This window comes from Sutcliffiella horikoshii, assembly GCF_044809035.1.
Classification (GTDB): Bacteria; Bacillota; Bacilli; order Bacillales; family Bacillaceae_I; genus Sutcliffiella_A; species Sutcliffiella_A horikoshii_G.
This window is the reverse complement of sequence record NZ_CP085237.1, coordinates 1,835,295-1,862,074: the sequence shown is the minus strand read 5'-3', so window position 1 is coordinate 1,862,074 and position 26,780 is coordinate 1,835,295. Positions and strand designations below refer to the sequence as shown.

The 26,780-nt window shown below is 41.3% G+C and carries 29 protein-coding genes; all 29 read right to left on the bottom strand.

The window, feature by feature from the left end; genetic code table 11:
- The 29 genes from fliI to ftsY all read right to left on the bottom strand — a co-directional run bounded on the left by fliI (position 1) and on the right by ftsY (position 26,777).
- On the bottom strand, positions 1 to 1,314 hold the full coding sequence (fliI, locus tag LG307_RS09700) for a flagellar protein export ATPase FliI (protein ID WP_404450070.1): 1,314 nt from the start codon (positions 1,312 to 1,314) through the stop codon (positions 1 to 3).
- 2 nt (positions 1,315 to 1,316) lie between these two features.
- Entirely contained in the window at positions 1,317 to 2,087 is a 771-nt protein-coding gene (gene fliH / locus LG307_RS09695) for a flagellar assembly protein FliH (RefSeq protein WP_404450069.1), read from the bottom strand.
- Complete coding sequence (fliG, locus tag LG307_RS09690) at positions 2,080 to 3,099, bottom strand: flagellar motor switch protein FliG (protein WP_404450067.1); 1,020 nt, start codon at positions 3,097 to 3,099, stop codon at positions 2,080 to 2,082. The genes fliH and fliG overlap by 8 nt, the downstream gene beginning before the upstream one ends.
- 19 nt (positions 3,100 to 3,118) lie before the next feature.
- Positions 3,119 to 4,708, bottom strand: a complete 1,590-nt coding sequence (fliF, locus tag LG307_RS09685) for a flagellar basal-body MS-ring/collar protein FliF (protein ID WP_404450066.1) — start codon at positions 4,706 to 4,708, stop codon at positions 3,119 to 3,121.
- Positions 4,709 to 4,868: 160 nt separating this feature from the next.
- Positions 4,869 to 5,165, bottom strand: a complete 297-nt coding sequence (gene fliE / locus LG307_RS09680; RefSeq protein WP_404450065.1) for a flagellar hook-basal body complex protein FliE — start codon at positions 5,163 to 5,165, stop codon at positions 4,869 to 4,871.
- 15 nt (positions 5,166 to 5,180) lie between these two features.
- On the bottom strand, positions 5,181 to 5,633 hold the full coding sequence (gene flgC, locus LG307_RS09675; protein WP_404450064.1) for a flagellar basal body rod protein FlgC: 453 nt from the start codon (positions 5,631 to 5,633) through the stop codon (positions 5,181 to 5,183).
- On the bottom strand, positions 5,633 to 6,022 hold the full coding sequence (flgB, locus tag LG307_RS09670; protein ID WP_404450063.1) for a flagellar basal body rod protein FlgB: 390 nt from the start codon (positions 6,020 to 6,022) through the stop codon (positions 5,633 to 5,635). Before flgB ends, flgC begins: the two co-directional genes overlap by 1 nt.
- A gap of 261 nt (positions 6,023 to 6,283) precedes the next feature.
- The gene (codY, locus tag LG307_RS09665; protein ID WP_404450062.1) at positions 6,284 to 7,063 is read right to left on the bottom strand and encodes a GTP-sensing pleiotropic transcriptional regulator CodY; all 780 of its coding nucleotides are present in this window, start codon (positions 7,061 to 7,063) and stop codon (positions 6,284 to 6,286) included.
- 26 nt (positions 7,064 to 7,089) lie between these two features.
- Positions 7,090 to 8,490, bottom strand: a complete 1,401-nt coding sequence (gene hslU, locus LG307_RS09660) for an HslU--HslV peptidase ATPase subunit (protein WP_404450061.1) — start codon at positions 8,488 to 8,490, stop codon at positions 7,090 to 7,092.
- 17 nt (positions 8,491 to 8,507) lie between these two features.
- The gene (hslV, locus tag LG307_RS09655; protein ID WP_404450060.1) at positions 8,508 to 9,050 is read right to left on the bottom strand and encodes an ATP-dependent protease subunit HslV; all 543 of its coding nucleotides are present in this window, start codon (positions 9,048 to 9,050) and stop codon (positions 8,508 to 8,510) included.
- 22 nt (positions 9,051 to 9,072) lie between these two features.
- Positions 9,073 to 9,981 carry a tyrosine recombinase XerC gene (xerC, locus tag LG307_RS09650; RefSeq protein ID WP_404450059.1) on the bottom strand — a complete coding sequence of 303 codons (909 nt, stop codon included), beginning with the start codon at positions 9,979 to 9,981 and terminating at the stop codon, positions 9,073 to 9,075.
- Positions 9,982 to 10,045: 64 nt separating this feature from the next.
- Entirely contained in the window at positions 10,046 to 11,350 is a 1,305-nt protein-coding gene (trmFO, locus tag LG307_RS09645; protein WP_404450058.1) for an FADH(2)-oxidizing methylenetetrahydrofolate--tRNA-(uracil(54)-C(5))-methyltransferase TrmFO, read from the bottom strand.
- Between the two features lie 118 nt (positions 11,351 to 11,468).
- Positions 11,469 to 13,547 (bottom strand): type I DNA topoisomerase, encoded by a 2,079-nt coding sequence (topA, locus tag LG307_RS09640; RefSeq protein WP_404450057.1) that lies wholly within the window; start codon positions 13,545 to 13,547, stop codon positions 11,469 to 11,471.
- Positions 13,548 to 13,978: 431 nt separating this feature from the next.
- On the bottom strand, positions 13,979 to 14,869 hold the full coding sequence (gene dprA, locus LG307_RS09635; protein ID WP_404450056.1) for a DNA-processing protein DprA: 891 nt from the start codon (positions 14,867 to 14,869) through the stop codon (positions 13,979 to 13,981).
- 75 nt (positions 14,870 to 14,944) lie between these two features.
- Entirely contained in the window at positions 14,945 to 15,847 is a 903-nt protein-coding gene (gene sucD / locus LG307_RS09630) for a succinate--CoA ligase subunit alpha (RefSeq protein WP_404450055.1), read from the bottom strand.
- A gap of 18 nt (positions 15,848 to 15,865) precedes the next feature.
- Positions 15,866 to 17,026 (bottom strand): ADP-forming succinate--CoA ligase subunit beta, encoded by a 1,161-nt coding sequence (gene sucC / locus LG307_RS09625; protein WP_404450054.1) that lies wholly within the window; start codon positions 17,024 to 17,026, stop codon positions 15,866 to 15,868.
- A gap of 241 nt (positions 17,027 to 17,267) precedes the next feature.
- Positions 17,268 to 17,549: an EscU/YscU/HrcU family type III secretion system export apparatus switch protein gene (locus LG307_RS09620; protein WP_404450053.1), complete on the bottom strand. Its 282-nt coding sequence runs from the start codon at positions 17,547 to 17,549 to the stop codon at positions 17,268 to 17,270.
- Positions 17,546 to 18,520 carry a hypothetical protein gene (locus tag LG307_RS09615; RefSeq protein WP_404450052.1) on the bottom strand — a complete coding sequence of 325 codons (975 nt, stop codon included), beginning with the start codon at positions 18,518 to 18,520 and terminating at the stop codon, positions 17,546 to 17,548. Before LG307_RS09615 ends, LG307_RS09620 begins: the two co-directional genes overlap by 4 nt.
- A gap of 15 nt (positions 18,521 to 18,535) precedes the next feature.
- On the bottom strand, positions 18,536 to 19,306 hold the full coding sequence (locus LG307_RS09610) for a ribonuclease HII (protein ID WP_404450051.1): 771 nt from the start codon (positions 19,304 to 19,306) through the stop codon (positions 18,536 to 18,538).
- A 54-nt stretch (positions 19,307 to 19,360) separates the two neighbouring features.
- The gene (gene ylqF, locus LG307_RS09605; protein WP_404450050.1) at positions 19,361 to 20,218 is read right to left on the bottom strand and encodes a ribosome biogenesis GTPase YlqF; all 858 of its coding nucleotides are present in this window, start codon (positions 20,216 to 20,218) and stop codon (positions 19,361 to 19,363) included.
- Positions 20,219 to 20,261: 43 nt separating this feature from the next.
- A complete protein-coding gene (lepB, locus tag LG307_RS09600) occupies positions 20,262 to 20,813 on the bottom strand; it encodes a signal peptidase I (RefSeq protein ID WP_404450049.1) in 552 nt (183 codons plus the stop codon).
- A gap of 164 nt (positions 20,814 to 20,977) precedes the next feature.
- On the bottom strand, positions 20,978 to 21,322 hold the full coding sequence (rplS, locus tag LG307_RS09595) for a 50S ribosomal protein L19 (protein ID WP_404450048.1): 345 nt from the start codon (positions 21,320 to 21,322) through the stop codon (positions 20,978 to 20,980).
- A 130-nt stretch (positions 21,323 to 21,452) separates the two neighbouring features.
- Positions 21,453 to 22,193 (bottom strand): tRNA (guanosine(37)-N1)-methyltransferase TrmD, encoded by a 741-nt coding sequence (gene trmD, locus LG307_RS09590; RefSeq protein WP_404450047.1) that lies wholly within the window; start codon positions 22,191 to 22,193, stop codon positions 21,453 to 21,455.
- A 1-nt stretch (position 22,194) separates the two neighbouring features.
- Positions 22,195 to 22,713, bottom strand: a complete 519-nt coding sequence (rimM, locus tag LG307_RS09585) for a ribosome maturation factor RimM (RefSeq protein ID WP_404450046.1) — start codon at positions 22,711 to 22,713, stop codon at positions 22,195 to 22,197.
- Positions 22,714 to 22,860: 147 nt separating this feature from the next.
- Positions 22,861 to 23,091 carry a KH domain-containing protein gene (locus LG307_RS09580; RefSeq protein WP_060665873.1) on the bottom strand — a complete coding sequence of 77 codons (231 nt, stop codon included), beginning with the start codon at positions 23,089 to 23,091 and terminating at the stop codon, positions 22,861 to 22,863.
- 8 nt (positions 23,092 to 23,099) lie between these two features.
- Positions 23,100 to 23,372: a 30S ribosomal protein S16 gene (rpsP, locus tag LG307_RS09575; protein ID WP_010193419.1), complete on the bottom strand. Its 273-nt coding sequence runs from the start codon at positions 23,370 to 23,372 to the stop codon at positions 23,100 to 23,102.
- A gap of 118 nt (positions 23,373 to 23,490) precedes the next feature.
- Positions 23,491 to 24,837, bottom strand: a complete 1,347-nt coding sequence (gene ffh, locus LG307_RS09570; RefSeq protein WP_404450045.1) for a signal recognition particle protein — start codon at positions 24,835 to 24,837, stop codon at positions 23,491 to 23,493.
- A 12-nt stretch (positions 24,838 to 24,849) separates the two neighbouring features.
- Positions 24,850 to 25,188, bottom strand: a complete 339-nt coding sequence (locus LG307_RS09565) for a putative DNA-binding protein (protein WP_404450044.1) — start codon at positions 25,186 to 25,188, stop codon at positions 24,850 to 24,852.
- A 590-nt stretch (positions 25,189 to 25,778) separates the two neighbouring features.
- Positions 25,779 to 26,777, bottom strand: coding sequence for a signal recognition particle-docking protein FtsY (gene ftsY / locus LG307_RS09560; RefSeq protein WP_404450043.1), 999 nt, complete (start codon positions 26,775 to 26,777; stop codon positions 25,779 to 25,781).
- Positions 26,778 to 26,780 lie beyond the last annotated feature (3 nt).

The window sequence follows — 26,780 nt, the reverse complement described above, 5'->3', positions numbered from 1 at the left end:
CTACTTCATTAGGTTCGTTAGTTCTCTTTTTGTATCAGTAAACTTCCAGCCGTCGTCAACTTCTTGTTTCAAGTAGTTTATTATCGCCGGGTAGGCTTGAATCGCTTCATCAATTTCTCTGGAGCTTCCTCGCTTATATGCCCCTATGTTGATAAGATCTTCAGCTTGGTAATATTTTGAAAGTTTTTCTCGCATGGATTCTGCTGCTCTTTTATGGTCCTTATCCACAATATGATTCATTACACGGCTTACACTTTTAAGGACGTTAATTGCTGGGTATTGCCCTTTGTTGGCTAGCTCCCTGTCTAGCACAAAATGTCCATCCAATATCCCCCGGACAGTATCAGCGATTGGTTCATTCATATCATCTCCATCTACAAGAACTGTGTAGAATGCAGTGATAGACCCAAATTGGTTCGTGCCGGTTCTTTCCAATAACTTCGGTAGCATGGAGAATACACTAGGAGTATAGCCTTTAGTGGTCGGCGGTTCTCCAACAGCCAAGCCAACTTCCCGCTGCGCCATCGCCACCCTTGTGACAGAGTCCATCATCAACATGACGTTATACCCCATATCACGGAAGTATTCGGAAATAGCGGTTGCTGTGTATGCTCCTTTTATGCGCATAAGAGCTGGTTGATCGGATGTAGCAACTATGACGATGGATCTCTTTAACCCTTCAGGACCAAGGTCCCGTTCCAAGAAGTCGCGAACTTCTCTGCCACGTTCCCCGATAAGGGCAATTACATTAATATCTGCATGAGTATTTTTCGCAATCATGCCAAGCAATGTACTTTTCCCTACACCACTACCTGCAAAAATCCCCACCCTTTGACCCTTCCCGACTGTCAGCAACCCGTCAATGACTTTGACTCCCACTTCCAACTCTTCTGTTATCGACGGTCTCGTCATAGGATTCGGTGGAGCTTGGTCTGTAGGATATTTACCTAGACCAACCGGTAATTCCTCATTTGGGTTTAGCGGTTTTCCCATAGCATCGAGCACCTTGCCCCTCAACTCTTCACCGATTCTTATTTCTAAAGGGTTATTTGTTGCCTCCACCATGCATCCTGGTCCAATATCCTGAATATCTGTGAAAGGCATTAATATGACGTGGTCATCCCTGAAACCGACAACCTCTGCCTGGACAATCCTTTTTTTCTTTTTATGGATGATGATATTGCATACATCCCCAATGGAGCTCTCAGGCCCTTTTGACTCAATCATGAGACCGATTACTCTTTTTACTTTTCCGTAGCGTCTGTATGGGTTCATCACATCTATTTCATGAAGCAGATCCTCGATTGTCACCATTATTACGACTCCACTCTTACTAATTGCAACAAATGGTTTTTTATTTCACTCAGTTGCGTTTCAACGGAGACTTCCATTCGCCCTGCAGTTGAATCTATCCAGCACCCATCGTCTGGCAATTCCGCTTCAGGATAGATGATAAGTTCGTATTGAGCATTAATAATATTTTGCAATTGTTGTTTATTCATCAAAAGAGAAGGGTATTGGTTAGGACTTACATAAATCTTTATTTCCTCTTTTTCTTTAACCTCTTTAATTGCGTTCTGAACCAACTTTGTGAAAGTAGAAGGGTCTGCATCCAAGGAAGATCCAATAATCTTTTCTGCCACTTTTATACTGAGCATGACGATGGATTCCATTGAACTATCAAGTTTTTCGTGATATTCCATCTTAGCAAGCTCTATAATTTGGTCTGCCTCATGAAGCCGCTCTTCATATAATGATTGCGCCTGTTTAATACCTGCTTGATATCCTTGTTCAAGGCCATCATCATATGCTTTTTGCATCCATGACTCTTTCTCAAGTTCCCATGCCTTTTTATTATCCTCAATCGCCTTTTCCGCTTCTTGTATTTTAAGAGAAGCCTGTTTCAATATATTGGCTGCCTCTCGGTTTGCTTTATCTATCGCCTGATTGATCGATTCTATACTGTGGCCGAGAACTGTATCCGCTTTTGCTTCTGAATGCTTTTTCCCTAATATGGGAGCCACTTTTATCGAAACACTTTCTGTATTACCTTCTTTTAAAGAAAAGGATTTGATCAACTTAGACAATGATGTCATCTCCTCCGCCGCGAGCAATGACAATTTCCCCTGCTTCTTCAAGCTTTCTAATGATTCCTACAATTCTAGATTGGGATTCTTCTACATCCTTCAATCGAACAGGGCCCATGTATTCCATGTCATCTTTCATGGTCTCTACCATACGTTTAGACATATTTTTGAATACAATTTCTTTTACCTCTTCGCTGGCAACCTTCAGCGCAAGCATCATGTCTTCATTTTCTACATCACGAATTACTCGCTGAATGGCCATATTATCAAGGGTGACGATATCTTCGAATACAAACATACGTTTCTTGATTTCTTCTGCCAGTTCCGGGTCTTGAATTTCTAAAGAATCCAGGATAGTTCTCTCTGTACTTCTGTCAACCTGATTTAAGACTTCCACAACCGAATCAATTCCGCCTGTGTTTGTATAATCACGAGTAACGGTAGTAGATAGTTTGCGTTCGAGGATCTGCTCCACCTCATTAATGATCTCAGGTGAGGTACTGTCCATGACCGCGATTCTTTTTGCAATATCAGCTTGTAATTCTTGTGGTAACTCCGACAATATTTGACCGGACTTAGTCGGTTCCAAGTAAGATAATACAAGTGCGATTGTTTGCGGATGTTCGTTTTGAATAAAATTTAAAATTTGAGAAGCATCCGCTTTTCTTGCAAAGTCAAAGGGCTTCACTTGCAAGGATGAGGTAAGCCTTGTGATGATTGCTGTTGCCTGATCTTTACCCAGAGCTTTCTCTAGGACGGTTTTGGCGTAACCAATTCCACCTTGAGAAATATAGTCTTGAGCAAGGGCAATTTGGTGAAACTCTTCAAGAACATCCTCTTTGATGTGAGAATCAACAGTCCGGACTCCGCTAATTTCAAGCGTTAATTTCTCAATCTCTTCTTCTGTTAGATGCTTGTATACAGAAGCCGAAACATCCGGACCAAGCGAGATCAATAAGATGGCTGCCTTTTGCTTATTTGTATACGGTTTTACTTGGTTTGCTTTTGCCATTATTCGTCTCCCTTTCCTTCTATTCCGACAACCATGAACGTAAAAGTTTTGCAAATTCGTCCGGTTTTTCTCTTGCCATTTTTTCTAGTTGCTTTCTGCGGGCTGAGCTTTCAGACTCTTTTTCATTATTTATATCCGGTACTTGGAATTGGACAGTTTCCTCTTCCAATACCATCTCTTCTTCCTCTTCCTCTGATCTATTACGTTTGAACAACAGGAACAACAACAAGAGAATGACAGCCAAGAGTATACCTGCAACAATAAATATCCAAGTTGGGATGACGGATTCTGCGGATTCTTCCATTTCCACTTTCCCATTGAATCGCTGAACAGATACAACGATTTTCTCATCAATGTTAGCCAGTTCTGGATCTTCTCCTAACATATTTTTATCGATGGTCGTACGGACGATGGTGCTTAATATTTGCCTAATATCATCAATCGTATTTTCTTGCATCGATAACGGATCATCAGCTACCGGAGGTTCGACCATCACTTGTATTCCCAAATCTCTTACTTTATAAGGACTTTCTACAATTTCAGATCGAATTCTATTCACTTCATTATTAATTCTTTCTTCCATTTTTTCGTAATCACCACTACCGGCTCCACCGCCGGCAACATAGGCAGGAATATCTGCTTCGCCAGTACCCGGTGTTCCACCTGCACCCTCTTCACTGCCCGTATAGCTTTCCGTTATACGTTCAACGCTTACCGCAATTCCTTCCATGTTTTCAGGATCAACTGGGGTTACCCGGTTTTCTTCTCTTGCTTCCTGAGTGAAATCTATGTCAGTTGTCACAGAAACTACTACTTTGTTATATCCCATCATCATTCCTAGCATTTGCTGGACTTGTCTCTGTATATCTCTTTCTATTTCCTTCTTTAACTCCAATTGTGTGGATGCATTTAAGGTACTCCCAGAACTTTGATTATTATTTAAATCGAAATACTCAAAGTTTTGGTTCATGATGACAATGTTATCAGGAGATAAGTTAGGAATACTTTTGGACACTAGATGATATAGTGCATTAACATTACTTTGATCAAACTGATATCCTGGTTCATTTTCTATGACAATGGAGGCAGATGCCTCTTGTGTCGCTTCCCTGACAAAAACGCCTTCTTCCGGAAGACTGAGCATGACTTGTGCATCTTTAACTCCTTCGATGCTTTTAACCAAATTTGCTAATTCTGTTTGCATCGCATCTAGCTTCATAATCCGAAATTCATTATCTGTCATTCCAAATCCTGATCTTTCTCCAAAAAACCCATAATCGATACTTCCACTCTTAGGAAGGCCTTCTGCTGCCAATTCCACTTTAAGTGAATCTACAGCCGGTTGAGGTACCAAGATAGCGGTACCATTATTGGTTATTTGTGATTGGATCCCTCTTCCATCTAACACTTCTTTAATTTGACCTGTTTCCGCAACTGTCAAATCTTTATAAAGAGGTGCCATATCTGTCTTATTCAGGAAATATACCATCGCAATTATCGCAAAAAAGGAAACGATAACCGTACTGATTATTGCTGTCTTTTGCGCTTTTGTTCTATTGGTCCAAAAGGAAAATGTTTTATTCTTTATCTCTTGTAATCTCTCTTTCATTACGTCAATTCCCCCGGTTATTATCTTGCAGCAAAGTTATGCAGTGAATAACCGCATTTATTTTTCTATCTGTAAGATCAAAATCACATTCGGTGACAAAATTTTTTTATGTACATTTTTGTTTTATGGAGTAAAATTTTTTAACCAACTTTTTACTATCTTACACTTGCATTCTCATGATTTCCTGATATGCTTCTACGCCTTTGTTCCTTACTTCCATCGTCAGGGACATAGCCACGCTTGCCTTTTGCTGAGCAATCAGTACATCGTGAAGTTCTACTCCCTCATTATTAACAAGTTTTGTCGTAATTTGATTAGAAGCAACCTGAGAGTTGTTCACTTCATTCAATGCATCCTTTAGATAGGTAGAAAATTGTTGATGCACATCGCCACTGGTTTTCTGAACACTGTTTAGATTCTGAAACATCTGATTAGAATTTGCTACTTTATTAATCAACTATAAAACCTCCACTTATTTACCTAGTTCCAACGTTTTCATCATGATTCCTTTAGACGCATTAAATACCGTTACATTGGCTTCATATGACCTCGATGCGCTCATAAGGTCAACCATCTCTTTTAAAGGATCCACGTTCGGCAGCTGAACATACCCTTCTTCGTTTGCATCCGGATGCTCAGGGTCGTACAAAATACGGAAGGGTGCATCATCCTCTTTAATTCTTGTTATTTTTACTCCGCTTCCGAATCCATTACCTGTTCCAGTTGCTTTTTGTAAATAGGATTGGAAACTGCTTTCCTTTGGAGCAGTCTCTACAAGTTTCCTTCTGTAGGGCTCCCATTGTCCGTTTCGGTACTCTCCTCGGGTTGAGTCGACATTTGCCATATTTGAGGAGATTACATCCATTCTTAGCCTCTGGGCGGTAAGGGCGGAGGCAGAGATGTTCATGCTTTTAAACATAGACATTATGCTCTCCCTCCTTTAATCACATTTTGAATCGATTGGAATTTCCCACTCATTTGGTCGATTAAAGTGTAATAATATATTTGATTTTCAGCCAAGTCTGACATTTCTTTATCTATGTCGACATTGTTGCCGTTATGTGAGTAAGAATATGATGTAGAATCCATCTTAAAGGCTATATTGGAACTGCTTGTAAATTCTCTATGTCTGCTATCTGTCTTATTTGCTTCAAGCGCCTTTTGGAAGGTTTCTCCAAAGTTAGCCCTTATCTCTTTGCGTTTGAAATTTGGTGTATCTACGTTTGCAATATTATGCGAAATAGCTTTATGCTTCGCACCTGAATACTGAATACCTTTTTCCAATGCTTGGATTGATGTCGAAAAAATCTTCATTAGTACCCCCATATACAAATCTTTTGTAACGAATTATATATTTTTGTCGAAATATGTATTTAAGTATATTGTAAATTAAGGTAACCGATATGTCTATGTGTCAATTGTTAAAATAAATCGTTAATTTGGCTTATTTTTCACTTTTAGGTATTTAGACCCATTACTATTTCACGATAGGAAAACCATAGTTATTTATAATAAAAAGGGTCTGACTCTTCTGCGTATTGCAGATAAGAGTCAGACCCTTTTATATAATTACGATTAATGTGATTTTAGTTTAGCAAGCTCCATTAAAAACTTATCATTCAGTACTTTAATATAAGTACCTTTCATTCCCAATGAACGAGATTCGATAACACCGGCACTTTCTAATTTTCTAAGCGCATTTACGATGACAGAACGAGTAATTCCCACTCTGTCCGCAATTTTACTTGCTACTAATAGACCTTCTTTTCCATCAAGCTCTTCAAAGATATGCTCTATTGCTTCAAGCTCACTGTAAGAAAGGGAGCTGATTGCCATTTGCACAACAGCTTTGCTTCTAGCTTCTTCTTCAATCTCTTCTGCTTTCTCACGAAGAATCTCCATGCCTACAACTGTCGCACCGTATTCAGCCAAGATCAAATCATCGTCAGAAAATGGCGCTTGAAGACGAGCAAGAATAAGAGTACCTAAACGCTCCCCTCCACCAATGATTGGTACGATAGTAGTTAAACCTGATTTGAATAATTCCTTATTCTCTACAGGGAACGCAGTATATTCACTGTCCACATCTAGGTTAGAAGATGTTTCAGAGATATTGAACAGGTTCTTTGTATACTCTTCAGGGAATTGACGGTCTTCGAGCATCTTGATCATACGCTCGTTTTCAATCTGTTGGTTAATGGAATAGCCTAATAGCTTTCCACGACGGGATAATACGAAAACATTTGCTTCGATAACGTTGCAAAGCGTTTCCGACATTTCTTTAAAGTTAACTGGCTTGCCTGCTGCTCTTTGCAGCATAGCATTGATGGTTCTTGTTTTTTGTAATAATGGCATTTTTTATTTCCTCCTAAAATCTACTTCTATAAGATAAATTGGCTTAAATCTTTATTTTTTACTATATTTCCTAATTTTTCATCCACATATTTCGGTGTGATAATGATTTTCTCGAGATTGATGTCAGGAGCTTCAAATGACAGATCCTCTAACAGTTTCTCAAGGATGGTGTGCAGGCGACGGGCACCGATATTATCGGTATCCTGATTCACTTGAAACGCCACTTCAGCTAGTTTACGAATAGCATCGTCAGAAAATTCGACTTTTATACCTTCTGTTTCCAATAATGCCGTATATTGTTTAAGTAATGCGTTATCAGGCTCCACTAAGATTCTCACAAAGTCCTCAATGGAAAGTTTGGTCAATTCCACACGGATTGGAAAGCGACCTTGCAATTCGGGAATGAGATCAGATGGCTTGGCAATATGAAAAGCACCTGCAGAAATGAAAAGTACGTGATCTGTCTTTACTTGTCCGTATTTGGTTACGACCGTAGACCCTTCCACGATAGGAAGGATATCACGCTGTACTCCTTCTCGGGATACGTCTGCCGAAGAACCACTGTTCTTTTTGGCAATTTTATCTATTTCATCAATGAAAATGATTCCACTCTGCTCTGCTCGATTAACGGCTTCTTGAGTCACTTCATCCATATCAATAAGCTTTTGCGCTTCTTCATGTGTAAGAACCGGTCTTGCTTCACGGACAGTAAGCTTTCTTTTCTTCTTTTTCTTCGGCATAAGATTACTTAGGGCATCTTGCATATTCATGCCCATCTGTTCCATACCCGAGCCTTGCAGCATGTCAAACATAGAGCCTTGCTGTTCTTCCACTTCCACCGTCACATAACGGTCTTCTAGTTCTCCTAGAGAAAGTTGATGGGCCATTCTTCTTCGTTGTTCTTTGATGGAGACTTCTTCTTGTTTCTCTTGCTCATCTGTGTCATTGGAGTTAGCATTGCCTCCAAAGAACATTTCAAGCGGATTTTTATATGCCGCGTTTTTTTGTTTGCCGGGAACAAGGAGTTCTACCAATCGTTTGTTTGCATTTTCCAAGGCTTTCTCTTTAACACTCGCCATCTTCTCTTCTTTCACAAGACGGACGGATGTTTCCACCAGATCGCGTACCATCGATTCTACATCACGGCCCACATAGCCGACTTCTGTGAACTTTGTTGCTTCCACTTTAATAAACGGTGCACCAACAAGTTTGGCAATTCTGCGGGCTATTTCTGTCTTTCCGACACCAGTCGGTCCGATCATCAATATGTTCTTTGGTACCACTTCATCACGAAGGCTGCCTTTGAGCAGACTTCTTCTGTATCTGTTCCTAAGAGCAACCGCAACCGCTTTTTTGGCATTCGTTTGGCCTACAATATATTGATCGAGCATCTCTACTATTTGCCTAGGGGTCAATTTTGTACTCATGTCCACAACCGCCTTTTCTATAGTTCTTCTACAATGATATTGTCGTTTGTATACACACAAATTTCTCCTGCTGTTTCCAAGGAGGCTTTTGCTATCTCACGTGCTGTCATATGCTCTCCTGCATATCTTTTTAAGGCACGCCCTGCAGAAAGTGCATAGTTGCCGCCTGAACCTATTGCAAGAATACCGTCATCAGGTTCAATGACTTCCCCCGTCCCGGAAACTAACAACATGCTAGACTCATCCATTACAATCAACATCGCTTCCAACTTTCTCAACACCTTATCACTTCGCCATTCTTTGGCAAGCTCAACTGCCGAGCGCTGGATATTGCCGTTATATTCCTCAAGCTTCGCCTCGAACATTTCGAACAAGGTAAAAGCATCTGCCACAGACCCTGCAAACCCTGCAAGGATCCGTCCGTTGAAAAGCTTACGCACCTTTCGTGCTGTATGCTTCATGACAACCGCGTTTCCAAATGTAACCTGACCGTCACCAGACATTGCGCATTGTCCATTATGCTGGACTGCAAATATCGTGGTAGCATGAAATGTTGACATGAAAAGATCCTCCATTCGTTCCTCATGCACGAGGATGAAATTGATTATACGTCTTTTGTAAATGTTCTTTCGACACATGTGTATAGATCTGAGTGGATGATAAACTGGCATGACCGAGCAATTCTTGTACAACACGAAGGTCTGCTCCTTCATTTAACATATGCGTTGCAAAAGTGTGCCTGAGCATATGCGGACTAATATGTAAGGTGGAACATGCCTGTTGTACCATGTCATTAAGGATTAGTCTTACACCGCGCGGGGTAAGGGAACCGCCACGGAAATTAAGAAAAAGATGCTTGGTAGGGTTTGGTGATTTCTGTTTTTCAAGAAGTGATTTGCGGCCGTCCTCCAAATAGGTCTTCATTGCATCTTGTGCGAAACTTCCGAAGGGGATATAACGCTGTTTATTCCCTTTTCCGGTGACAAGGATGGTACCAACTTGAAAATCGATATCCTGAAGTTGTATATGGCAACATTCACTGATTCGTATACCGGTGGCATATAGCAATTCAAGCAGCGCTTGATTCCTTTGCCCAAGCGGTGTAGCAAGATTTGATACAGCAAACAGCTTATCAAGCTCTTCACTATAGAGAAACTGCGGCAGCCGTTTTTCCTGTTTTGGCAGGGAAACGCTAGTAAAAGGATTTCGCTCTACCTTTTCCTCTCTGAGAAGAAACTTATAGAAGCTACGCAAACTTGATGTTTTTCTTGCAACCGATTTTCGTGCATATTTCTTCTGGTGCAGCCTGGTTAAATACATACGTGCTTCTGTATGAGTGACTTCATTGATGCTTGAAATGGCTTCCTCTTTCATAAAATCAAAAAAATCTTCAATATCCTTCTGATAAAATACAATAGTATATTTTGAGTAATTTTTTTCAATTTGTAAATATTCTAGAAAAGAAATTAACGGAACGTTAACATTTTGCATACTTATCACCTCACAAGGGCTACTAAATATTATCACAATTTAGTAGCCCTTGCAATTAATTTGATTAATTTTTTACAAAATTCTGAATTGTTTCCAACGCTCTCCTAGCATGTGCTTCATTACGCTCTTGTTTGTTTTTGATCTTTTTCGGAAGCTCAGGGAAAAGCCCAAAGTTTGCGTTCATCGGTTGGAAGTTCTTTGCATTAGTAGATGTGATGTAATGCGCCATACTTCCAATTGCCGTTTCTTTAGGGAAGACCAGTGGTTCCTCTCCAAGTACCAGTCGGGCTGCATTCATCCCTGCAATCAGCCCTGAAGCTGCAGACTCCACATATCCTTCCACTCCGGTCATTTGACCTGCAAAGAATAGATCTTCTCTTGCTTTAAATTGATAGGTTGGTTTCAAAAGGTTAGGAGAATTGATGAACGTGTTGCGGTGCATGACACCGTAACGGACGATCTCCGCGTTCTCTAAACCAGGGATCAGACGAATCACATCTTTCTGTGGTCCCCATTTTAAATGTGTCTGAAAACCAACAATGTTATACAAAGTACCAGCTGCATCGTCTTGACGCAGTTGCACGACAGCATATGGACGTTTATCCGTTTTAGGATCTTCCAACCCAACAGGTTTTAAAGGACCAAACAGCATTGTTTTCTTTCCGCGGTTTGCCATCACTTCTATTGGCATGCAACCTTCAAAGAAGATTTCCTTTTCAAATTCCTTCAATGGAACGGTTTCCGCTTCCACCAAAGCGTCATAGAAACGATCGAACTGCTCTTCTGTCATCGGACAATTCAAGTAGGCAGCTTCCCCTTTATCATAGCGTGATTTAAGATACACAATATCCATATTGATGCTGTCTTTTTCAATGATGGGAGCTGCAGCATCATAGAAATATAGATATTCTTCCCCAGTTAAGGAACGAAGTTGGTCTGAAAGAGCTTTGGATGTCAATGGGCCTGTAGCAATGATGGTCGGACCGTCTGGGATCTGTTCCATTTCTTCATTAAATACAGTAACATTAGGATGTTCTTTAACTCTTTCCGTCACCTTAGCAGCAAATTCATGCCTGTCCACTGCAAGGGCACCGCCTGCAGGAACAGCACAGTCATCTGCTGAACGGATAATGACCGAGTCAAGCATCCTCATCTCCTCTTTAAGCACTCCGACTGCATTGGTCAAGTTGTTGGCACGCAGAGAGTTGGAGCAAACAAGCTCTGCAAATTTATCTGTGTGGTGTGCAGGGGTTTGTTTGACTGGACGCATTTCATATAAATGAACCTGAATTCCTCTATTTGCAAGCTGCCATGCCGCTTCACTGCCGGCAAGACCCGCCCCGATAACGTTAACTACTGTGTTTGTCATAACTGATACCTCCAAAAACATTGTAAAATCATTGCTAATGAACTGACTATTTTAATACAAAGGAAAAAGGCCTGACCCAACCACTTAAGTGTCAGTCCCCTATCCGTTATCATAAAGCTTATCCTTGCGGTTCTTCTTTATAATCACACTCTACGCACTGTACCTGTACACCCTTTTTAAGTTTCTTCTCGACAAGTAAGGATTCACACTTTGGACATTTCCTAGCAATAGGCTTATCCCAAGACAGGAATTCACAGGTTGGGTATTGATCACAGCCATAGAAAATTCTTTTCTTTTTACTTTTTCTTTCTACGATGTTTCCTTTCTCACATTTAGGACAAGGCACGCCGATATCTTTGACGATAGGTTTAGTATTGCGGCACTCAGGAAAATTGGAGCAAGCCATGAATTTTCCGTACCTTCCCATTTTAAAGACCATTTCGTGTCCGCAGAGTTCGCAATCCTCACCTGCAGGCTCATCTTTTATTTCAATTTCCTGCATTTCTGCTTCCGCTTTTTCCAGACGTTTGGCAAATTCATGATAAAAGCCATCAATGATGTTAACCCAATTCACTTTACCGTCTTCCACATTATCCAGATTTGTTTCCAGGTCCGCTGTGAACTCGACATTGATAATTTCCGGAAAGAATTCCAAGATCAATTGGATGACAATCTGACCAAGTTCAGTAGGAACAAATCGTTTATTATCAAGTGCTACATAGCCCCTTTTCTGGATAGTATCCAATGTAGGTGCGTATGTGGACGGTCTGCCTATTCCCAACTCTTCTAAAGTACGTACCAGCCTTGCCTCTGTATACCTTGGAGGAGGCTGTGTGAAATGTTGTTTTTGCTCGATATCCTTGGAGAATACGGTGTCGCCTTTCTCTAAAGGGGGCAGCAGGTTTTCTTTCTCTTCCGGCTGGTCATCATTGCCTTCCACATACACTTTCATGAACCCGGCGAACTTGACCGTGGATCCAGTTGCGCGGAATTGGACATCATTTTGCGATAAATCCACACTGACAGTATCCAAAATTGCCGGAGCCATTTGACTTGCTACAAAACGCTCCCATATCAATTTGTACAAACGGAACTGATCTCTAGATAAGTACTCTTTGATGGATTGCGGATCCTTTATGGTTGAAGTTGGACGAATTGCTTCATGGGCATCCTGTGCATTGCTCTTTTTTGGTTCTTTTCTTTCTTCATTAGAAACAAATTGTTTACCGTATGTGTTTTCGATGTATTCCACAGCTTCTTTTTTAGCTGTTTCTGAAATACGCGTCGAATCCGTACGCATATATGTGATAAGACCGACCGTTCCCTCTTTACCAAGTTCGATCCCTTCGTAAAGCTGCTGTGCCATCATCATTGTTTTCTTTGCACGGAAATTAAGTTTACGCGCAGCTTCTTGTTGCAAAGAAGAGGTGATGAAAGGAAGCGCCGGATTCCGTTTACGTTCCTTTTTAGTCACACTTTTAATTTCAAAAGAGTTACCCTCAAGCCTGCCGAGGACCTCATTCACATCCTCTTCAGACTTCAGCTCTGTCTTCTTTCCGTCGACGCCATAAAAGCTTGCTTCAAATTCTTTTGATTTTCCTGTAAGGAAGCTGCTTTTTATGGACCAGTACTCTTCCGGTTCAAATGCATTTATCTCTTGTTCACGTTCAATGACCAATCGAACAGCGACAGATTGTACGCGTCCTGCACTCAATCCCTTTTTCACTTTCTTCCATAATAAAGGGCTGATATTATAGCCTACAAGTCGGTCCAAGATTCTTCTTGCCTGTTGTGCATCGACAACATCAAGATTGATTGGCCTTGGATGTTTAAATGATTCTTTAATTGCATCTTTTGTTATTTCATTAAAAACAACCCGACAATCAGACGTAACATCAATATCAAGGCTATGTGCAAGATGCCATGCGATCGCTTCCCCTTCACGATCCGGGTCAGCCGCGAGAAAGATTTTTTTTGCTTTCTTTGCAGCGGTTTTCAATTCCTTCAAGACGGGACCTTTCCCTCTGATGGTTATATATTTCGGCTCAAACTCATGATCAACATTTACACCCATCTGACTTTTAGGCAGATCTCTGACATGTCCCATGGAAGCTTTCACTTTATATTTTTTTCCTAAATATCGTTCGATTGTTTTTGCTTTCGCTGGTGATTCCACTATTACTAAGTAATCTGACATTCAATAATCCTCCTCAAGAGGGTAAATTCTTAGAAAAAACAATAAGATGATGAGTTTTCTCAAAGTTTTTAGCTTCTATTTTTAATTTTTGTATTATCTATTAATATAAATCTTCACCATTATCAAATATTATGTAACCGTTTGTCAAACAGAGGATTTTCGTATTTTATGTATTTTCCTAGTATTATCCCCGTTAAACACGCAAGTTTACCTTATGTATTATATGTAGACACAGAATCTTCTTTATATACTTGCTCTTGCAAACTTTTCTTATAGAAACAGACTTTCCTGCATAGAGAAAAGGGTACAATTTTCAATACCATTGTACCCTATAATAATATAGACATATATTGATTTGTAAAGTGAAAAACGAAAATTCTCTCAAAAACCGTTAATTTTTTGTCACTTAATTGTAATCTCTTTCACTATTTCTACACTTTTATCCACTCTGGGCTCATCAATTCTTCTAAAATATCATCATGACTTATGACTAGCTTCGCACCTTGTTGGATAAGCACATTTGTGCCTTTGGATGTTTCTGAGAGGATGGAACCTGGAACGGCAAACACCTCTCTTCCTTGTTCCATTGCTTGATCTGCAGTAATGAGGGACCCGCTTTTCTCTTTCGCTTCTATAATAACTACTCCTTCACTTAAACCGCTGATAATACGATTTCTTTGCGGAAAATACCATCTTGTTGGAGGCGTATACGGAGGATATTCTGAGAGGAGTAGATGATGGGAGGCAATATTCTCTGCTATAGACTGGTGTTCTTTCGGGTAAATTTGAAATAATCCGCTTCCTAAGACAGCAATGGTGTTCCCTCCCCTTTCCATTGTTAATTGATGTGCATAGATATCCACTCCTTTTGCTAACCCGCTTACAATGGTTAAGCCTTCTTTCAGTAGCGGGGGAATTAACTTGGTCAGGGAGTGACTTCCGTAAGGCGACATTGATCTAGCCCCGACTATTCCAAGCATCCTGGTTTTTAGAAGTTGCTTATTGCCTTTTGTATAAAGTACCACCGGCGGGTCATAAATTTCCTTTAACAAGGCAGGATAGTCATTGTCGAAGACGGTTATAGGGTGAATGCTTTGTTCTTTATAAATAGAAAGTAGCTGTGAGATGTTATTGTTCCTGATGTAGTGGTAGATGGAGTAGGCTTGCTTTTGTGGAGTGTTGAAAAACGAAGCGATTTCAGAAGCGTTCATGGCGTAAAGGTGTTCTAGGGTGGGATCTTTCCTTAAAATGCCCCATAGTGACTTCAAGGTAAGAGATGGACAATGATGCAGTGTTATCAATCTACTTTTCATTATTTGCATATAAGCAATACACCTCTTTCATTAGAATCGGAAATGGGGATAGCCCAACAAGACTATCCCTTTTCCGAAGATTTATTAGTGAGTTTTACATTTATCGTAAATGCCTTGTTCCTTGATCACTTTAATAAGTGTTTCACCCATAACGGATGGAGTATCCGCTACTTCAATTCCACACTCGTTCATTACACGGATCTTCTCATCAGCTGTACCTTTACCGCCAGAGATGATTGCGCCAGCATGACCCATACGCTTACCAGGAGGTGCAGTACGGCCGCCGATGAAGCCCACAACAGGTTTAGTCATGTTCTCTTTTACCCAAAGAGCAGCTTCTTCTTCCGCTGTTCCGCCGATCTCACCGATCATGATAACCGCATAAGTATCTTCATCTTCATTGAATGCCTTTAATACATCAATGAAATCTGTACCGTTAACCGGGTCTCCGCCGATACCTACTGCTGTAGATTGACCGATACCCTCTTGAGATAATTGGTGAACCGCTTCGTACGTTAATGTACCAGAACGGGAGACAACCCCTACATGGCCTTTAGTGTGAATATATCCAGGCATGATACCGATTTTGCACTCATCTGGAGTGATAACGCCAGGGCAGTTAGGACCAACAAGACGAGTCTTTTTCCCTTCCATATAACGCTTCACTTTTACCATATCAAGTACAGGAATATGCTCTGTAATACAAATAGCCAAGTCAAGCTCTGCATCTACCGCTTCCATGATTGCATCTGCAGCAAAAGGAGCTGGTACATAAATGACAGAAGCATTTGCACCAGTAGCTTTGACAGCTTCTTCTACTGTATGGAATACAGGTACGCCTTCAACCTCAGTGCCGCCTTTACCTGGTGTAACACCACCAACGATTTGTGTGCCATACTCAAGCATTTGCTTTGTATGGAACAACGCCGTGGAACCAGTAATACCTTGTACGATTACTTTTGTATCTTTATTAATGAATACACTCATGAATGTCCCCTGCCTTTCTTATCCTACTTGCGCTACGATTTTTTGTGCACCATCAGCCATGGATTCTGCTGCAACGATATTTAAGCCTGACTCACGTAAGATTTGCTTTCCTAAGTCTACGTTCGTACCTTCCAAACGTACTACTAGAGGAACTTCCAATCCTACTTGTTTCGCAGCTTCCACAACACCTGTAGCAATGATGTCACACTTCATGATTCCACCGAAAATGTTAACGAAAATACCTTTTACATTATCATCAGAAAGGATAATTTTGAAAGCTTCTGTTACTTTCTCAGCAGTTGCTCCGCCCCCAACGTCCAGGAAGTTAGCAGGGTCTCCACCATAATGTTTGATAATATCCATCGTTGCCATCGCTAGTCCGGCACCATTTACCATACATCCGATGTTTCCATCAAGTGAAATGTAGCTTAGATCATATTTGGAAGCTTCGATTTCTTTTGCATCTTCTTCTTCCAGGTCACGGTATTCGACAATGTCCTTATGACGGTACAAAGCATTGGGATCAAAGTTAAGCTTTGCATCCAGCGCCATTACCTTCGCATCACCTGTTACGACTAATGGATTGATTTCTGCAATAGAGCAGTCCTTTTCCACAAAAGCAGTGTAAAGGCTCATCATGAATTTAACCGCTTGTCCTACCAATTCTTTCGGGATGTTGATGTTAAATGCAATACGACGAGCTTGGAAGCCTGTTAAACCGACAACAGGATCTACCACTTCTTTGAAGATTTTCTCTGGCGTTTGTTCTGCCACTTCTTCAATTTCAGTCCCGCCTTCTTCAGATGCCATTAATACGACACGGGAAGTAGCACGATCTAATACAAGACCGATATAGTATTCTTTTTTAATGTCGCAACCTTCTTCGATAAGTAAGCGTTTAACTTCTTTACCTTCTGGACCCGTTTGGTGTGTAATTAATGTTTTCCCTAAGATTTCACCCGCATACTCACGAACTTCATCCAGGTTTTTAGCAACTTTAACTCCACCCGCTTTACCACGCCCACCAGCATGGATCTGCGCTTTCACAACACAAACGTCTGTTCCTAATTCTTTCGCAGCTTCTACTGCTTCTTCAACAGTGAATGCTACACGGCCGTTTGGAACAGCTACCCCGTATTTTCTGAGGATCTCTTTTCCTTGATATTCATGGATATTCATTTCCCATCCTCCAATCTTATGTATAACAGAACATTATTTAAAAAATAGACTGCGCTTTCATTTTATTAAATGAGGCATCAAATGTCTACCTTTCTGCAAAAATATTATACTATTTTCAAAAAATTAATAGATTGACATCCTATTATGTCGAAAAAAAGAAGCCATTTCGCAAATTGATACTTAATTTTACAGATTATTCAATCTATTTTCATTATGTTAAAAAACCTTCACGTGGTGTTTTTCACATTCTTTTTTCTTCTTTATGAAGATTGTATACATACGCCAAGACCTCCGCCACCACCTCATATAGTTCTTCTGGGATGGTTTCATTCAATTCTAATTCCATTAAAATTTCTAGTAATGCCTGATCTTCCTGTATGGGAATATTATGTTTTTTGGCTTCCTCGAGAATGTTTTCCGCAATTATCCCCGCTCCCTTTGCCTGCACGACAGGTGCCACACTTTTATTCTGTTCATACTTAATCGCAACTGCTTTTTTTCGATTGATGATGTCTTTTTTCATATTCGGATGTCCATCCCTTCTTGTGACGGGGATAAAATCGTCCTTAGAAAGTCCGTTGCCATGTCGGAGGCTTTATCAGCTTTTTTCCAATCCGTTTTCAACTTACTTAACGTGTAGCCTTTATCGGAAAGTTTGTCCTTGAGTAGAGGAGCGCTTTTTTGCACGAGTCCCTCAAGAGCCGGATAGGTGTGATGAAAAGATATATTGACCACTTTCCCTTGAACAAGAACATCTACCATGACCGATGAAAATATCGGAAGATCAAGCAATAGGACAATGCGGCAATATTCGGGGTCAAGAGATTCATTCTTTTTCTTCGAACTTATATGTACATACCATTCTTTACTTTCATTCTCCAAGTTGATCGGTAGCGGTAAAAAAACATGATGCAGATTTCCTTCTTCTCTTGTAAGTAACTGAAAGCCTGTTAATTTAGAAATGAGCTGTGAAATGACGGCTTTCTCTTCCATAGATTCCGCCTGTTGCAAATAGCTCATCAATAAAGGCTTCACCTGTTCCAATTTCCCCTCAGAAAGAGGCTGCCCATGGCGAAACAAGTCACTCAACCCTTTTTCAAAATCTAGACCTAACAAGGACACGGCCTGCCTGATAAATTGCAGTGCCTCCACTTTTGTATGAAGTGTTGTTGGTTCTTGCATTTTTTGGATAACTTCCAGGAGCTTTACCTGGTCTGGAGTTGGTTGTACTATCTTTTTAAGACTCTCTTCCACTTTTACAAGTGTCTGTAAAGTTGTTTCCTTGTCCGATAAACCTGCAATCATCATTTGCAGCTTTTCATGATGGATGTGCTCCTGTGTCGTTTGAGCGGGTGCAGACATCGCCCTTGGTTGGGCTACAGGGGGCACACCATCATTACTGTTTTTTTCGACTGATATGCGTGTCTTGTCGGGAGAAGTCATATACTGAGTTAAAGCAGGAACTTTATGCTGGATTATTTGCCAGATATTCATTGCTATCTCCTTTAATCAGTCAACCATTTCCTTTACCGGAGAGAATGATTGACGATGTTCTCGGGTTATCCCTTTTTCCTGCAAAGCAAGAAGGTGCTCTTGCGTGCCGTACCCCATATTTTTATCAAACCCATAATACGGAAATTCCCGGGCAAGGTTCTTCATATATGCATCCCTTGTCTCCTTGGCCAATACAGACGCGGCAGCAATGGATATGCTTGTTGCATCTCCTTTAATGATGGATGTTTGCTCTATGTCTAGATCCAACTTCATCGCATCAATCAACAGATGCTCAGGTGTATGCTGGAGGTTCTTCACCGCTTGCATCATCGCAAGCTTTGTCGCTTCGTAGATATTGACTTGATCTATTTCCCTTGAATCAATTATCCCTATTCCGTAACTGATGGCATGCTCTTTAACATAACGGAAAAAGTGTTCCCGTTTCTGCGCACTGAGCTTCTTGGAGTCAGTCAGTCCAGGCAGAAGGAAATCCTCGGGGAGAATGACAGCAGCCGCTACCACAGGACCTGCAAGAGGTCCACGTCCCACTTCATCGATGCCCGCAATATACCGGCACCCTCTATTCCAAAGAGGACGCTCATGTTTTTTCATCTCTTCAAACTGTTCGAGAAGCTGCTGAGTTTCCAACCTCTTCTTTTCCCACCTTTTCAAAAGCGTCTGAACACCTTTTCGCTCGTCAGCTCTGATAGATAATAGAAATGGGTCATTTTCCCTCTCAATTCCAACTAGCAATCTTTCTATGTCTTTTATCGACTTCTTTTCCATCTTTTTAACTCCATTTCCCCAAAAGAAAAAGGCTGTACAGATGACAGCCTTTTTCTAAAGTTTTTCCGGCCTTTCCAAACTAAGCTTGCCAAGCTTTTCAGAACGGATCTCCCGTATTACAAGTTCAGCAGTCTTATCGTAATCGATCAGTCCACCACTCATTTTACAACCGCGTTTCGAGCCGATTGCGTCAAACAGGTCCACTATATCTTCTGGAATATCCTCAAGTCCGTATCGTTCTTTCAATCTTTCCGGATAGGCGTCCGTCAGGAATCTTAAAGCAAATACTGCAATATCTTGAAGATTGATAATCGTATCTTTGATGGCGCCAGTAGTAGCTAAACGGTAGCCTACTTCCTGATCCTCAAATTTCGGCCAGAGAATTCCCGGCGTATCAAGCAGCTCCAATTCTTTCCCGACTTTGACCCATTGTTGAGCCTTTGTGACACCTGGTCTATCTCCAGTTTGGGCAATATTTTTCTTTGCCAGCCTGTTAATTAGTGTCGATTTCCCCACATTCGGGATACCTACAATCAAAGCTCTGATTGCTCTTGGTCTGATTCCGCGGGATTGCATTTTATCAAATTTTTCTTTTAGAAGTTCTTTTGATAATGTTGCTATCTGCTGAATTCCTTTACCTGTTTGCGAATCGATGGCAATTGCTTTTGTCGATGATCCTGGAAGATTGAAATAGTCCAGCCATTCCCGCGTCACTTTGGAGTCTGCCATATCTGCTTTGTTTAGCAGGATGATTCTTGGTTTATTGGATATGATTTCATCGATCATCGGGTTACGGGATGATACGGGAATTCGCGCATCTACCAATTCATAGACGATATCAATCAATTTTAGTTTTTCTGTTACTTGTCTGCGGGCTTTCGCCATATGCCCTGGAAACCACTGTATTGTCATGAGAATTGCCTCCTGAAGTCCTTGCTCCAATCAACTGCTAGGTTTATTTTACCATTCTTAAGTCTGATATCGGCCAGTAGACGATATTGGTTTTGCCCAATACTTCTTCTTGCGGAACTGTTCCGATATGTCGGCCGTCCTTGCTGAATCTGCGGTTGTCTCCCATTACAAATAGATGACCATCTGGTACTTCTTTAAGTCCAGTCTTTTCTTCCAATGTGAAATTTTCTGTTAATGGTCCGTCGGGATACTGTGCCTTATAGCTGTCCAAATATGGCTCATCATAGGCTTGTCCGTTAATGTACAAGACATCATCTCTATATTCCACTTCGTCGCCCGGCAATCCGATGACACGCTTTATATAGTCTTTGTCTTCTGTGGCATGGAACACAACGATGTCAAATCTTTCGGGTTCCCCGACTTTATATCCGATCTTGTTCACAATCATTCTATCCTGATCATGGAGAGTGGGCATCATGGAGTCTCCATCTACCACAATCGGTGCAAAAAAGAAATAGCGTATTGCTGCTGCAAGAATTACCGCGATAGCTAAGGCCTTTACCCATTCCCAAAGCTCATTTTTAGAACGTGCCATATCTGTTCCTCCGCCGTTTCATTATGTCCTCTTCTTATACCGAGAATTTATATGTAATTCTACTACAATTATATACCTTGTTTTTGTTTATACAAAACGCTAGATATTGCGCAGCCGTTTTTTTAGTAAAAAAAGAGAGCTTGTCTCCAAGCTCCCCCTTTGAATTATCGAATCTCTTTGATACGCGCTTTTTTACCACGTAATGCACGTAGGTAATAAAGTTTCGCACGACGTACTTTACCACGACGAATTACATCAATTCCCTCAACTTTAGGGGAATGAAGTGGGAATGCACGCTCAACTCCAACTCCGTAAGAGATCTTACGAACTGTGAAAGTTTCGCTGATTCCGCCGCCACGACGTTTGATTACTACTCCTTCATAAACCTGAATACGCTCACGCGTTCCCTCTACAACCTTAACGTTAACACGTACAGTGTCACCAGGACGGAAAGAAGGAAGATCAGTTTTCAACTGCTCTTGAGTAATATCTTGAATTAATTTTTGCATAGTTTTCTGCTCCTTTTCCACAGATGCTCATACCATACTTATTTGATGCAGCGGAACATCGTTTTTAGACATAGCAATAGCTAAGTCACAAAGAGTATAATAGCATATTAGAAAAATAAAATCAATATGCCTAGCCTTCTTTTTTTATATCTTCGAGCCATGCTCGCTGTTGATCTGTTAGCGGATAATCTTCAAATAAGTCGGGTCTTCTGCTCCAAGTCCTTCTTATCGACTCTTTTGTCCGCCATTCATCAATATGTGCATGATTTCCCGAGAGTAGAACATCCGGCACTTTCATGCCCCGGAAGTCAGCCGGCCTTGTGTAATGCGGATGTTCTAAAAGGCCCGTACTGAAGCTGTCCTGTTCATGGGATGCCGCTTTTCCAAGTACATCCGGAAGTAAACGAACCACACTGTCTACAATGACCATAGAAGCGAGTTCTCCTCCAGTCAGGACATAGTCACCAATGGATATCTCATCTGTCACCACATGTTCTCTGATCCGTTCATCATAGCCTTCATAATGACCGCATATGAAAATCAGGTGTTCTTCTTGCGCAAGTTCTTCTGCTTTTTTTTGCGTGTAACGCTCGCCCTGCGGACACATAAGGATCACTTTAGGCTTTTTGGCAGACTGTTTCGATTCTGTGAGGGCTGATACGGCATCAAAGATCGGCTGAGCCTTGAGCACCATTCCAGCACCGCCTCCATACGGGTAGTCATCGACTGTTTTATGCTTGTTGTCCGCAAATTCACGAAAATCGGTCACCCTGTATTGAACGGCACCTTTCTCCGCTGCTTTTTTCAAAATAGAAGACTCAAGGACACCAGTAAACATTTCTGGGAAAATGGATAGAATATCAATCTTCATCTTAGAATAGACCTTCTAACGGCTCAATGATGATTGTTTTTTCTTGCACATCCACTTTCTTTACCACTTGATCAATATAAGGGATTAATATGTCCTTCCCTTTTTTCGCTTGAACGACCCAGACATCATTCGCTCCCGGAGTCAGTACTTCCTTAACCGTTCCTATTTCCTCCATCGTTTCCTGAAGGATGACTTTGCAGCCGACGATTTCATGGAAATAATATTCCCCTTCTTCAAGATCCCCAAGCTGATCTTCTGGAACCCTGACAATGGCACCTTTAAATTTCTCCACCTCATTTACATTATGGAATCCTTCAAACGTAAGAAGATCAAAAGATTTATGCACCCTTCTAGTTGCCACTTTTACTTCTACCGGTTCCTTTTCATTTGGTAAAAATAAATATAGAAGATTACCCTTTTTGTACCGTTCATCAGGAAAGTCCGTTCTGGAAACAACACGTACTTCACCTTTTATTCCGTGCGTATTTACAAGCTTTCCTACGTTGAACCACTTTGACATTTCATGCACCTCCATGCGCAGCATTTAACTGTTCTATGTATCCTTAGCGTACCCCTTTAGGGGAACACTTTAATCTCTTTTGCTTCTCTGTATATTAACATTCTGCTTCTGCAACCATAAGAAAAGGGGAAGCCCAAAAGCCTCCCCCTACTCCATAATCTCTAATTGCACTCGTTTATTCTCGTGAGAGGCGGCAGCGAACAAAACTGTCCGGATTGCTTTTGCAATTCTACCCTGCTTGCCAATCACTTTCCCTAAATCATCTTGATGTACAGTAAGTTGATACGTGAGGACATTACCTGTTTCCTTTTCCGTAACCACTACATTTTCTGGATGATCTACCAACGACGTCACAATTGTTTGGATTAATTCTGTCATTTTGCCTCTTACTTGCCTAATTTAGCATTGTGGAATTTTTCCATAATACCTTCGTTAGAGAAAAGGTTACGAACTGTGTCAGAAGGCTTCGCGCCATCTTGTAACCATTTAAGAGCTAGTTCTTCATTGATTTTAACTTCAGCTGGTTGTAATACTGGGTTGTAAGTTCCAACTGTTTCAATGAAACGTCCGTCACGAGGAGAACGAGAATCTGCTACTACAATACGATAGAATGGGGATTTTTTAGAACCCATACGTTTTAAACGAATTTTAACTGCCATTTAATATAGCACCTCCGAAAATATTTCACACAAGATAGTATGATAACAAGTAGTTACTTGTTTGTAAAGTGTTTTTTCTTGTCACTTTATTTATTAAGAGAAAAAATGCTGTGGATGCTTACATGAAAGGAAATTTGAAGCCGCCTTTTTTGCCTTTTCCTTTTTGCATGCTTGTCATCTGTTTCATCATTTTCTTCATCTCTTCAAATTGTTTAAGTAGACGGTTAACTTCCTGAATAGGTCGTCCGCTACCTTTTGCTATCCGCTTTTTGCGGCTAGCGTTGATTAGGTCTGGATTGTCTTTCTCCGCTTTGGTCATGGATTGAATAATTGCCTCCACATGACCAATCTGCTTTTCATCCACCTGGACATTTTTTAAGCCCTTCATCTTGTTGGCTCCAGGAATCATTCCAAGGATTTCATCAAGAGGACCCATGTTCCTTACTTGGCCAAGCTGTTCCAGGAAATCATCAAACGTAAAGTTCATCGTACGCAGTTTCTGTTCAAGCTCCTTGGCTTTTTCTTCATCTACATTCGATTGTGCTTTCTCGATAAGAGTCAGCACATCTCCCATACCTAAAATACGAGAGGCCATACGTTCAGGGTGAAAAGGCTCGATGGCATCCAATTTTTCACCCATACCAATATACTTGATTGGGGTATTGGTTACTGCCTTAACGGATAGTGCAGCTCCACCTCGCGTATCTCCATCAAGCTTTGTTAAGACAACTCCAGTCAAGCCAAGCTGTTCATTGAAGCTTTGCGCCACATTTACAGCATCTTGTCCTGTCATTGCATCGACAACTAAGAAGATCTCATCCGGGTTGGAAAGTTCTTTAACCTGCTTTAATTCGTCCATTAACGTTTCATCCACATGCAGACGTCCTGCCGTATCGATCAACACATAATCATGGTGCTCATCTTTTGCCTTTTGGATGGCCTGCTTGGCAATTTCAACTGGACTTACCTGATCTCCTAATGAAAAAACAGGCATACTAAGTTGTTTTCCAAGTGTTTCAAGCTGTTTAATAGCTGCCGGTCGGTAAATATCGGCTGCAACAAGAAGCGGCTTTCTATTGTGCTTTTTGCGCAATAGGTTTGCAAGCTTTCCGGTTGTCGTTGTTTTACCTGCACCTTGAAGACCTACCATCATGATGACGGTCGGCGGTCTACTGCTTACAGCGATTTTACTTTGTTCTCCGCCCATAAGCGCGGTGAGTTCTTCTTTAACCACTTTGATAACTTGCTGACCGGGTGTAAGACTTTTCATGACTTCTTGTCCAACTGCACGCTCATTTACGCGTTTCACAAAGTCTTTCACTACTTTGAAGTTTACATCCGCTTCAAGTAAAGCCAGTCGAACTTCACGCATCATTTCTTTAACGTCTTGTTCGTTCACCTTACCTTTTCCGCGAATCTTCTGTATCGTATTTTGCAAACGGTCGGCTAAACCTTCAAATGCCATGCATGCCGCCCCCTAATCTAATTTCTCAAGCGACTCGATCAGAGCTGAAAGGGATTGGCCGTTCAACGGAGGTTCCGCCTTATCGACTTCGTCCTTCATCTGCTGCAAAAGCGACTGCCGCTCTTGAAACTTTTGAAATAACAAAAGCTTTTCTTCATATTGCTCAAGCATCAGTTCTGTACGTTTTATGTTATCATACACTGCTTGACGACTTATGTTATATTCCTCTGCTATCTCACCAAGGGAGTGATCATCTAAGTAGTACAAAGACATATAGCTTCGTTGCTTTGGTGTTAACAACGACTGATAAAAATCATATAGATAGTTCATTCTCGTTGTTTTTTCAAGCATCTTCTTCACTCTCCCTTGTTAAGTGAAATGCCTTTACAATAGCTTAGTTTACAGGTTGAAATATCGAATGTCAAGTTTTTTTCTTGACTTGGGGAAATTGCGAGAAAAAGAGAAAATATACAACCACCATAGGACCTTTTATACGAAAAAAATATTAGTTGGTTGGTTAATTGCCGCTGTTCCTTTCCGCAAATGGCTTCGCTTTCCGCGGGACGGTGCTTGAGCCTCCTCACAACGCTTCAGGGGGCTCAATCTACCGTTACTCCCCCGCTGGAGTCTACGCCATTTGCTCCAATCCACAGCTAGAAACTAAATAATCAATGCGTAATGCTTATTCAGTTAACACAGGTAGTTTGCTTTTTATACCCCCTCAATAAATGAAACCACCTTGTTGATTGAAGTGGAAGGCGCGCAGACGCCCGCGGGAGGAAGGGACAGGTGAGACCCCGCAGGCTGCAAGCCGAGGAGGCTCACGGCGCCCTTCGGATAAGCGAAGCGCCTGGAACGGAAATCAACAGTTTCGCGCATGCTTTCCTATTAAATAAACCGCCCGTCAAAAGCGAAGGGCGGTGGGTGTTAATATGGTTTTATTAGCTTTCTTGTGCTTCTTCTTTTTCCATCATATCTGCAAATAATCCGTAGACATACTGCTCTGCATTGAACTCTTGTAGGTCATCTGCTTTTTCACCCAAGCCGACAAACTTAACGGGAATGTTCATCTCATTACGGATAGCCAGAACGATTCCACCTTTTGCCGTACCATCCAACTTGGTCAACACAATACCTGAAACCTTGGTAGCCCCAGAGAAAATTTTTGCCTGACTGAGGGCGTTCTGACCTGTGGTAGCATCTAATACAAGCAGCACTTCATGAGGTGCACCAGGTACTTCACGTTCAATAACACGGTTGACCTTTTCAAGTTCCTTCATAAGATTGACCTTATTTTGCAATCTTCCAGCTGTATCACAAAGGAGAACATCCACTTTGCGCGCTTTCGCTGCCTGTAGTGCATCATACATAACAGCAGCCGGGTCTGAACCTGCTGATTGCTTGATAACATCCACTCCTACACGCTCTCCCCATACTTCAAGCTGCTCGATGGCACCTGCGCGGAATGTGTCTCCAGCAGCAAGAAGGACACTCTTGCCCTCTTGCTTCAATTTCTTAGCTATTTTACCAATAGAAGTAGTTTTCCCTACACCATTAACGCCTACAACGAGAACTACTGTTAAGCCGTTCTGTTGGAAGTTGATGGTCGGGGACACATCATCTCCAGCTTGGTAGATCTCCACCAACTTTTCGGATATGACGCTTTGAACCTCCCGGGGGTCTTGTATGTTGCGACGCTTCACTTCCATTCGAAGCTCGTCAATCAATTCCATCACCGTGTTTACGCCAACATCTGCTCCGATCAGGATTTCCTCCAACTCTTCAAAGAAATCCTCATCCACTTTGCGGTAGCGGGCAACAAGATCATTTACTTTACCTGAAAAGGAATCACGAGTTTTGGTTAATCCTTCTTTAAATTTTTCCGTAACAGAATCTGTCTGGGTGGTAAGCTTTTCTTTCAACTTTTTAAAGAAACTCATTTT